At 45.0% G+C, this 10,265-nt stretch carries 12 protein-coding genes; 2 read left to right on the forward strand and 10 right to left on the reverse strand.

The genetic code is table 11. From position 1 onward, the window contains the following. Positions 1-45 precede the first annotated feature (45 nt). Positions 46-258 (forward strand): YqzH family protein, encoded by a 213-nt coding sequence (locus tag M1D67_RS13235; protein ID WP_023855954.1) that lies wholly within the window; start codon positions 46-48, stop codon positions 256-258. An 84-nt stretch (positions 259-342) separates the two neighbouring features. After that, positions 343-1,581, forward strand: coding sequence for an MDR family MFS transporter (locus M1D67_RS13240; protein WP_023855955.1), 1,239 nt, complete (start codon positions 343-345; stop codon positions 1,579-1,581). A 51-nt stretch (positions 1,582-1,632) separates the two neighbouring features. Here the strand turns inward: M1D67_RS13240 and M1D67_RS13245 are convergent, their stop codons facing one another. From M1D67_RS13245 to M1D67_RS13290, 10 genes are all read right to left on the reverse strand, one after another. Further along, positions 1,633-2,016, reverse strand: a complete 384-nt coding sequence (locus tag M1D67_RS13245; RefSeq protein ID WP_023855956.1) for a VOC family protein — start codon at positions 2,014-2,016, stop codon at positions 1,633-1,635. A gap of 14 nt (positions 2,017-2,030) precedes the next feature. Further along, complete coding sequence (coaA, locus tag M1D67_RS13250) at positions 2,031-2,990, reverse strand: type I pantothenate kinase (RefSeq protein WP_020452068.1); 960 nt, start codon at positions 2,988-2,990, stop codon at positions 2,031-2,033. Positions 2,991-3,232: 242 nt separating this feature from the next. After that, entirely contained in the window at positions 3,233-4,198 is a 966-nt protein-coding gene (locus M1D67_RS13255; protein ID WP_479831331.1) for an ABC transporter permease, read from the reverse strand. After that, positions 4,176-4,838 carry an ATP-binding cassette domain-containing protein gene (locus M1D67_RS13260; protein ID WP_023855958.1) on the reverse strand — a complete coding sequence of 221 codons (663 nt, stop codon included), beginning with the start codon at positions 4,836-4,838 and terminating at the stop codon, positions 4,176-4,178. The genes M1D67_RS13255 and M1D67_RS13260 overlap by 23 nt, the downstream gene beginning before the upstream one ends. 115 nt (positions 4,839-4,953) lie before the next feature. After that, positions 4,954-5,442 carry a hypothetical protein gene (locus tag M1D67_RS13265; protein WP_023855959.1) on the reverse strand — a complete coding sequence of 163 codons (489 nt, stop codon included), beginning with the start codon at positions 5,440-5,442 and terminating at the stop codon, positions 4,954-4,956. 491 nt (positions 5,443-5,933) lie between these two features. Continuing rightward, positions 5,934-6,545: a bacitracin resistance undecaprenyl-diphosphatase BcrC gene (bcrC, locus tag M1D67_RS13270; RefSeq protein WP_023855960.1), complete on the reverse strand. Its 612-nt coding sequence runs from the start codon at positions 6,543-6,545 to the stop codon at positions 5,934-5,936. A 121-nt stretch (positions 6,546-6,666) separates the two neighbouring features. After that, positions 6,667-7,353 (reverse strand): bacitracin resistance ABC transporter permease subunit BcrB, encoded by a 687-nt coding sequence (gene bcrB, locus M1D67_RS13275; protein WP_229029997.1) that lies wholly within the window; start codon positions 7,351-7,353, stop codon positions 6,667-6,669. Between the two features lie 40 nt (positions 7,354-7,393). Continuing rightward, the gene (gene bcrA / locus M1D67_RS13280) at positions 7,394-8,314 is read right to left on the reverse strand and encodes a bacitracin resistance ABC transporter ATP-binding subunit BcrA (RefSeq protein ID WP_023855962.1); all 921 of its coding nucleotides are present in this window, start codon (positions 8,312-8,314) and stop codon (positions 7,394-7,396) included. 79 nt (positions 8,315-8,393) lie between these two features. After that, on the reverse strand, positions 8,394-9,428 hold the full coding sequence (locus M1D67_RS13285; protein WP_479831332.1) for a sensor histidine kinase: 1,035 nt from the start codon (positions 9,426-9,428) through the stop codon (positions 8,394-8,396). Next, entirely contained in the window at positions 9,415-10,131 is a 717-nt protein-coding gene (locus tag M1D67_RS13290; RefSeq protein ID WP_025811198.1) for a response regulator transcription factor, read from the reverse strand. The genes M1D67_RS13285 and M1D67_RS13290 overlap by 14 nt, the downstream gene beginning before the upstream one ends. Positions 10,132-10,265: the final 134 nt, after the last annotated feature.

A 10,265-nucleotide genomic window follows, 5' to 3' on the forward strand; every position in this document is an offset into this window, starting at 1 on the left:
TCCTAGTAAGATAAAAGAAAAAGCGCTCCTAAAGGAGAAAGACAAATGGATGAGAAACTGATTGAAAAAATGCTCGGACAGGCGCTGAAGCAGTACGGACGCAATGTTGCAACCGATCCGCTCAGCCCCGGCGAAAAAGAAATCCTGAAGCTGGCTTTGCAGGAAAGGCGGATCGAGGAACCGAATGAGGGGCTGCATGCCCATATCGAAGATGTCATCTATGATTATGTCACAAATCAAGGCTTGTTCTCCTTTTGATCACCCAGCATATAGAAATTCCTCTATTCACCGCCATTTGTTTCATGTATGATAAACAAATAAAAACGTAACGGAGAGTTTATCATGAAACAAAAATGGCAGAACATCCACCCGCTCAGCTGGACTATTATTGTCGGAACCATTTTCGGACGTATGGGCACAGCCATGAGCATCCCTTTTTTAGCAATTTATTTGACACAAGTGAAAGGCGCCTCTTCCGGCTTTGCCGGCGCCGTTATTGCAGCGAGCTCTCTGATCGGAATTGCGGCAAGCTTTTACGGCGGGTACTTATCAGACAGGTTCGGCCGGAAAACCATCATGCTCGTTTCGATTTTCGGCTGGACATTCGTGTTCGCCGGTTTCGCGCTCGCCGATCATGTCTGGACATTCTTTGTCATGAATGCCTTAAACGGATTATGCCGCGCTTTGTTTGAACCGACTTCAAGAGCGCTGCTTTCAGACGTATCCAAACCCGAAACGCGCCTTTTCGTCTTTAATCTCCGCTATACCGCGATCAACCTCGGCGTCGTCTTCGGTCCGCTTTTAGGCCTGTACCTCGGATCTTCGAAAACGACGCTGCCGTTTTTCATTGCGGCTTTCATTTATTTTATTTATGCGGCGGTGCTGGTCATTCAATTTAAACACCACACCGTACCGGCAACTGAGCGGAATAAGCGTATAAAAGTGCGGGACGCGCTGGAGGTGACAAAAAAAGACCGGGTATTTACGATTACACTAATCGGTTCGATTCTTTGTTTATTCGGGTATTCCCACTTCACATCCACGCTCGCACAATACATGGCGGCCAGCCCGTTCATCGAAGACGGGACGAAAGTGTTCGGTATGATGCTGACGCTGAATGCCTTGGCCGTGCTTGTCGTACAGTACCCGATCGTACATATCGCCAAACGGTTTTCACCGATTTTATCGCTGATTGCCGGAAATGTGCTGATTAGCGGAAGCCTGTTCAGCCTCTCGTTTTTCCACGATCTATGGTCCATCGTCTTGATCATTATCGTGTTTACGATCGGGGAAGTGCTTCTCTTTTCGATGATGGATTTACTGGTCGACCGGATTGCCCGGCCTGAGCTGAAAGGCACTTACTTCGGGGCTATAGGCTTCACCCAGCTGGGAAGCGTGATCGGCCCTTGGGCGGGGGGAATGCTGCTGGACGCCTTTGGAGCGGAAAAGCCGTTTTTCACTTTTGCAATCCTGTCCGCTGTCACCATTTGCGGCGTTCCTTTCCTGGTGGCAGCCTTCCGGAAGCTCAAAATAGATGAAGCAAAAGTCAAATTAAGTTCGAAAAAAACGATGCAGCATTAATTGAAAACAGGCCGGCTCGGTCAAAGGCCGGCCTTCCGGCGGACGCCCGCCTCAAGGCGCCGCAAGTTCGACTTTGATGCGGTCGGGATCTTCGGTATATAAGGCATAATGCCCGCTTCCGCCGGCAAACGGATGTCTGTCTTCATATAAAATGCGGCATCCCCGCTCCCTCAGTTTCATTGTCATTTCGTCGACCTGTTCTTTGGATGCCGCGTAAAAAGCAAGATGGTTTAAACCGACGCGGCACCTGTGATAACCTGCTTTGACAAACTGCTCTTTCGCCTGCACAAGCACGAGATAGGCGCCGTTTGCTTTCCAGCTGATCCCGTCTTCCCATTGTTGAAAAACCTCATAGCCGAGCTCTCCGAGAAACCAGCCCCAAAAGCGCTTCGACGCTTCCAAATCTGAAACATACAGTTCAATATGATGGATCATGCAAGCCTCCTCTTCTACACCCGTCTGACGAGAATCTCTTCCACCTTGTGGCCTTCGCCTTTTCTCAAGATTAAATCAGACCGGAATTTTGTAGGCAGAATGTTCTCATACAAATTCGGACGGTTGACGGTCTCCCATATTGACTTTGCCATATGGTCCGCTTCTTCGTCCGCAAGGTCTTTGAATTTATGGAAATAAGAACTCGGATCTTGAAAAGCCGTCTCTCTGAGCATGCGAAAGCGTTCAAGATACCATTTGATAATGAGGTCTTCTTCGGCATCCACATAAATTGAGAAGTCAAAAAAATCGGAAACGAAAACCCGCGGTTTTGTCCGGTCGTCTTCGATCGTCGGTGTCTGCAGCACATTGACGCCTTCGATGATGACGATATCCGCTTGTTCAACCGTTTCGTAAACCCCTTCCAATCTGTCGTACGTTAAATGGGAATAAACGGGTGCGCGAACGATTTCCTTGCCGGATTTTAAATCGTTTAAAAACTCAAGCAATGCTTTGACATCATAGCTTTCCGGAAACCCCTTCCGCGACATCATCTGTTTTTCTGTCAGCACCGCATTGGGATAAAGAAAACCGTCGGTTGTGATCAGACTGACTTTCAGCCGTTCCTGCAAACGGGAGAGCACCGTCTGAATGATGCGGGCCGTCGTGCTTTTTCCAACCGCGACGCTTCCGGCAATCCCGATGATGAACGGAATTTTGGCCGCGTGAGGATGGTTCAAAAAACCGTTCACCCGGGTGTTCCGTTCATATTGAGTTGTCCGGTGTAAATAAAGCAGCCTCGCCAGCGGAACATAAACGGTTTCGACTTCTTCCAAAGACAGATAGTCATTTAAACCTTCAAGCCTTTTTACTTCCTCTTCGGTCATTTCTACCGCCATATGCCCGCCGAGATTTGCCCAGGCATCGCGGGTATGACTCGTATATAACGTGTGCAAATTCAAATCCTGATTCGCCATTATACTCACCTGCCCTCTGTTCAAAAGCTGTTTACTAAAAAGTGCATGAATTCCTGAGACCGCTTTATTATTATATAGAATTTTTCGAATATTTACGAGGAACAAGGTTTCAATCAAAACAACCGCCTCATCCAGAGACGGCAGATTCTGTTGTTCCAACTATTTGACACTCGCCTGCCAAACCTGAGCCAACGGGCATCCGTCGCTTGCAAAAAAAGAGCGCAAGTGCCTGCGCTCTTTTTTCAAACGACATATTTGCTTTGCCTGTGCGCCATATAATAAGTAACCGCAGACAGCAAGCCGACAGATGCGGCTAAAATGATGACGACCGGAATCATGTCCACCTTCACCGGTGTAAACAGTTTAAAGCCGCCGCTGAAACTGAAAACCGCATGCCCGAGATTAGACAGCAGGTTTTTCAAATCGAATCTCCCCAAAGCAGGGATAAGCAGGCTGTAAACGATATACAGCAAAGCAGGCGTAATAAAGCTTCTGAAGAGGACGCCCAAATAAAATCCGACCGTCGAAAAAATGAAGCTGACCGCCAGAACGACAACGAGCTGAAGCGGGATATTGCTTTTTGAAACAGCGGGTATTGTGAACTCGCCGACCGGTATGGCCCTTGAAGCCAGGGAATAAAAGACGAAGCTTGACACATATGCCGTACATACAACGGCGATCACGGCGGCAGCCATCACCATGTAAACCGAACACTGTTTGGCCAGCAGAACGGATTTCCAATCATGGCTGACAGCTTTCACTTTCACCGTCTTGAACCTGATGTCGTAAGAGGAGATATAGATGGCATACAGCGTAAAAGCCAAGGGAAAAATGATGAAGCCCATCAGCTCAAGCGTCATGATAACCGACTGCTTGGGCTCCAGATGATGGAGGGACAAGACGAAATTCTCATAGTCAAACCTTAAAATATTTTCGACGATCTCTCCGTCGCCATCCTGGCTTTTCAGCTCCCCTTCCTTCACCTTGACGGGCGACGCCAGCGCCTGTTTAATATCGATGCCGAGTTCTTTATATTCGTCTTCAGTCTTTTTAAACTGCTGATAGCTGTCAATTGTATTTTTATAATGTACATATATGTATCCGGATGAAATGAATAATAGAGGAAGCAATAACATGACGAGCATTTTAGAATATGATTGAAATGCAAGCTCTTTTTTGAAAATATTATAAATATTCTTTATAGACATCGCCCAATTCTGCTCCATTCGTTTTAAAATTGTCTATGTGGATAGCTGAACCGTCTTTCAACACGTATAATTGATCGACGATTGAAGAATAAAACTCAAACTGATGGCCGGCGGCAACAATCGTCATCCTGCTCGACCAGTCATTGATCAGCGCCTGAAGCTCCATCATGGACCGGTAGTCAAGCCCGTTTGATATCTCATCCAAAAACAAATATGACGGTTTGTTTAATGCAGCGATCATTAAGGCCAGCTTTTTCTTTTGTCCGTATGAATAGGTCTTAACCTTTTTTTTCAGCAGCGCCCGGCCGAGGAACTTTTGCGATAATTGTTCCAGCTCTTCTTTGCCGGCAGGTTTATTGATCAACAGTTTAATATTTTGATATCCGCTCAGATGATCGTAAAACGGGGAATCGTCATAGATAACGTGCACTTTGCTCCTGACGGCTTCAAGCGGCTCTCCGTCGTACAGAATGCCGCCTTCGAAATGTTCCAGCTTGAGCAGGCATTTCAAGAGCGTCGTTTTCCCGGCGCCGTTTTCCCCCATCAGGAAGGTGACTTTGTTTTTTTCGATATTCATGTTGAGACGGTTGAATACCTTTTTGCTTCCATAAGATTTCGTCAGGTCATCGATTTTGATCAATTTAAAAAATCCTTTCTTGCATCAGGATGGTGTTGCAACATTCTCCATTATACAACGCTGCCATTAATTTCAAAATAGTCTTTTAGCAGCGTTGTATGAAATGGCTTACGGCAAATTAATCGTTTCCGTATTTTCCTTTTTTATTGACCCACCTTCTGTCTGTAAAGGTTGAGCTGGCGAATTCAACATCTCCCCACGGTGTAACGGTCCCGAAGCTCAGCGTTTTTTTCGCTCTCCATTTGTGAAGTCCTGAAGACTTGTAATACCTTTTAATCCCTTTTGCTCTCACGACATTCGGAAAGACGTAGCCGACATCCTGCGATCCGCTGCTTTTCGATACTTTTTTGCCGTTGTAGTACCAGTCGATATAATCTTTCGACCAGGCGAGGAAGCTTCCTCTTTTAATTGTGAGCCTTTTTCCTGCATATGCCGTCACACCGCTTTGGACAGATGCCTGTTCAGGAAGTGACTGCACGTATTCTGTCTTGGCTTCAAGCAGTTCTTTTTGCTCACTTGTCAGCTGCCCGTCCCCAGCAGCCGCAGCGAATGAGGATGGAACCAGGAGCGCCGCAGACAAAGAAAACCCTAAAATCGCTTTTTTCATTTCGTTTCCCTCCGTATTTTTGATAATTCGTATGTACGTCTTCAGCTGCCATCCATAAGCTACTGCCGCATCCAAAACAATTTAAGGTCCGAGTTCTCTCATTTTAATGGATGAAAAAATAGATTTCTAGCAGAATGGACCATTTTATCATTACCTATTGGAAATTATCACCTCCTACGTATTTGATATTATACCATATTTTTACTTATATTCAATTCCTATTATTTGGAATTTTCGTCATGGATAGCCCGCATCTTTTATAATGGGGATGAAAAAAGGAGGAAGAAGAGGAACCTATATACCTGGAAAGCGATTCTACAGCTGTTATTCGTACAAAAAAACAAAGCACCCGACAGACCGTCTACCTTCATGGAGACGGTCATATACTCTTGCTGTCGGGAACCGCCTTCGATTTGGAGGATGAAGAAGCCGATCGTTTATTTGTGAGTGCACATAGCAAAGGCTGCCTAAATCCAAGGCAGCCTCATCCTTTAAAAGTTCTTCGATTTATCGTTCGATTTGCTTTTGGAAGGAACAATCCGGTGTTCCACCTTTTCATAAAGGGACAGCATTTGATGAATAAAAGACAGCTTTGGTGCTGTCCAGAATACAAACAGAGCTGACAACACGCCAAGAAGGGCTCCCGCCGCAACATCGAGCGGATAGTGAACGCCCGACCAAATGCGGGAAATGCCTACGGCAAACGCAAGCACAAGCCACAGCCAGCCCGTCTTTTTGTGAAACAGGAAGATTAAAAAGCCGATTGAAAAAAACAAAATCGTATGGTCGCTCGGAAACGAATTGTCAATTTCATGCTCTATCAGCTTGTTGACATTCGGAAGCGTGGCAAACGGTTGATAGTTGGAATGCAGAAAGCCCATGATTTTCCCAAGAATTTCGGCAATCACAAATGCGATGACTGCATAAATGACCATCAATCTGTTTTTTGTCGTCCGGGTCAGCCAATAAACGACAAGACCCAACGCGAGGAAGTACATCATATATTCGGCCAGAAAGTAAACGACCGGATTCAGCATCGAATACTCTTTTCCCAAATCATTAATGAAACGAAAAGCATCAATATTTAATTCTGAAAAAGACATGTTCTATTCTCCTTTTTTATACTTTTATCCTAAATATATCCATCAAAATTGTGCAATAAGCCTTTATTGGGATTAGGAATGTACAAACATGTGTTGCACATTCCCTTAGACTCCTCCTGCATCAATGAATATCGATTTTTTTAAAGTAAACGATTGTCGCGGCTAATCCAAGAACGGTTGTGGCGGCAACACTGATAAAAGAATATTCGGGCGGATATTCCGGAAAGAACGTACCCGAAGCGATCACCCATACCGCCGACCAGGGGAGTAAAGCGCTGTACTCCGTGCCGTATACCATAATGCTGACCATTGATATAATGATTGTAAAGATAATGGTGGGCACGTAGTTTTTAAACAGCAGTGTCACAAATATAATTGGACTGACCAGGAAGAAAAGAAGTGCCCCGCCTATCATAAATTGTTTAAACCCATCTATTAAAACCGCCGAACTGAGCCCTTCAAACTGGCCGATCAGCCCAAACAGCAGCGTCAGCACCCAGGCAATCAACGTCAGCATCATGATCCAAATGAGGAGCAGAACCAATTTGCTGACAATCAGGCTGATTCTTGAAACAGGAATCGTCAATAGATTCTTTAGCGTGCTTTCAGCGTATTCCCGATTGAATAAATATGATGTAATCACGCCATACAACGGGACTCCGATCAAAAGCACAATATACAGGTTGGTATCGGAAAAGGTCTCACTGAAGCGAATCGGTACATCAGGGTACTTGGCTTTTTTAGCCAAAGACGATATAAAACAGATGAAAGGGGCTGCCGCCGCTCCCAGGATACTGACAAGAAACATCTGTGACCGCTTAAGCTTCAGCAATTCGGTATATAGCAAATTAGCCAATCGTCCCGCCCCCAATCAACTTCACGAAATAGTCTTCAAGACTGTCTTCGCTCATCGCAATCTTCAATACGTCTATTCCGTTTTCGACAAACAATTTATTGAGCTTTCCCTGCTGGCCCAAATGGGAGTATACCCGGATGATCCCGTCCTGGTGAACTTCGTAGTCATGAATATCAAAATGCTGTTCCATCAGAACGACCGCTTTATTTTGATCGGATAATTGAAATTCCAGATATTTGCGGTTTCTTTTTTTGAGATGGTCAAACGGAATTTCTTCAAGCAGTTTTCCTTCATGAATGATCCCGACATGATCGACGAGCTGTTCGATTTCAGACAAAATGTGGCTTGATATAAAGATGGTGATGTTTCTTTCTTTGGCGAGAGAATGAATGAGTCTTCTCATTTCTTTGATCCCGATCGGGTCCAAGCCGTTTGTCGGCTCGTCCAGTATCAACAGCTCCGGATAGTGAAGCAAGGCTCTTGCAATTCCCAGCCTTTGTTTCATGCCCAAGGAAAACTTGCCGACGAGCTTTTTCGTTTCATGCTGCAGGCCCACGATCTCCAATACTTCATCGATCGCATTTTTTTTATGGATACCTATGATTTTCGCATTGATCAGCAGGTTTTCCCTTGCCGTCAAGTTCGCGTAAAAGCCGGGCACTTCCACGATAGATCCGATTCTTCTTAAAATTTCTTTTTTATTCTTGAAAAAATTCTCTCCGAAAATTTCTATCTGCCCGCTGGTCGGTTTGATCAGACCCAGCAGCATTCTGATCGTCGTCGTTTTGCCGGCGCCGTTTCGTCCCAAAAATCCGTATATATCTCCTTGTTTTACATTGATATTGAGATGGTCTACAGACTTTTGCGGCCCGTACATTTTCGTGAGATCCGTCGTTTTAATAATTGTGTTCAAAGTTGATCCACTCTCTTTCACTCGCCTTATAACTACATCATAAACAGAAGGATTTAACTTCTTCTTAACCAATTCTTAATTAATTCTTAAATGATTGGAGATGGTTTTGTTTAGGCAGCGAAAAACCAAACGTCGTTTTTTCCCACGGGACGCTCTGTGCCCATATGCGTCCGCGGTTTTTTTCGACGAGCGATTTGGCGATGGCAAGCCCCAGGCCGCTCCCGTCATCAAGGCTTCTCGACCGGTCTCTGCGGTACATTCTATCAAACACGTTTTCAATATCGTTTTCCGGAATTCCCGGACCTTGATCCCAGATGAGAAGCTGATATTCATGTTCTGATTCCGTCAGTTCGATTCCAAGTACTTTTCCTTCTTTTCCATAATGAATGCCGTTTCTCACGATGTTTTCGATCACGCGGATCAAGCTGAGCCGATCTGCAATAACAGAGCATTTCTTTTCCGGGATCTGTACATTCAAATCAATGTCATGTTTTTTCAGTTCCGGCAAAAAGTCGATCAGCGTTTCCCTAGCGACTTCGGCCAGGTCAAAAAACTCTGTTTTCAACTGGACTTCATTCGCGTCCAATTTCGCCATGTTGAATATTTCATCGATCAATTGCTTGAGGCTGTTGGATTTTTTAGAAAGGATATTGAGATATTCCTGTTTCTCTTCTTCCGAAGACGCGACCCCGTCTTTTAATGCATCAACATAGCCAATAATTGATGTGAGCGGCGTTCGGATATCGTGGGAAATATTAGACAGCAGCCGTTTTCTGGCCGCTTCCGATTTTGCGGCGTTGATTTGAACTTTTTCAAGCTGCTCTATCAATTCGTTAATGGAAAAAATGATTTCATTAAACGGCTGACCGCCTTTCGCCAGCAATCTTCTTCTTAAATTTCCATCCGCCACGCGCTTCAGCTCGGTTTCGATCAGCTTTAAGCGATCGATGAAGCGAAGCCTCATCGTAAACAGCAGCGCGGTAACGGCAAACAGAAAAATAAACAACATTGTGCTGAAAACCCCAAAGTAAGCCGTTTTCATATAGATGAACAAAAGTGCTGCAATCGCCGCACATTGCAGAATGAGAAGCAGCAGCTTTTTATCGGTCAGCATCTTTCTCACCTACAAACTTATAGCCAATTCCCCAAACAGTTTGAATAAATTGTGGATCGGAAGGGTCCGGCTCTATTTTTTTTCTCAGCCTTCTGATATGCACCATGACCGTATTGTCATCTTCTATGTATTGATCGCTCCATGCGTTTCGAAACAGCTGCGTTTTCGTAAATACCTGCCCCGGATTTGAGGCGAAAAACTTCAGCAGTTCAAACTCCTTCGCCGTCAGAGAGATCTCCTGTCCGCCCGCGGTGACCGTATATGTTTTCAAGTCGATGGTCAATCCTTTAAATTGAATCAGCGATTGTTCATCGGAGCGGCTTTCGCTTCCGAGGACCAAAAAGCGCCTCAGCATGGCTTTGATCCGCGCAAGCACTTCGTTTACGCTGAAGGGCTTTGTTATATAATCGTCGGCGCCGATGGACAGTCCTAAAATTTTATCGCCTTCAAGGTCTTTGGCGGTAAGCATCAGGATCGGAACATTCGTATGATTCCTCATCCTTCTGCAGACCTCGATGCCGTCGATTTTCGGCATCATGACATCCAATATCACGAGGTGGTAATGGTTTTGTTCAAACAGCCTTAACGCATCTTCTCCGTCAACTGCCACGTCAACCTCATAACACTCTCTTTTTAAATAGGTTTTCAATAAATCTCTGATTTCTTTTTCATCATCCGCTATGAGCACTCGAATGGTTTCCACTTGGTTCACCCGCTTTTATTTTGTCTTGATAGATGTTCACACCGCAGCACCAGCTGCTGCTTGTTTTTTGAAATATTTCCTCTCTTTTCTTTGCCTTTCATTATAACAGAGAGTTGATAAGGCAAACAAAAGGC

The sequence above is a fragment of the Bacillus sp. PK6-025 genome (assembly GCF_056530265.1).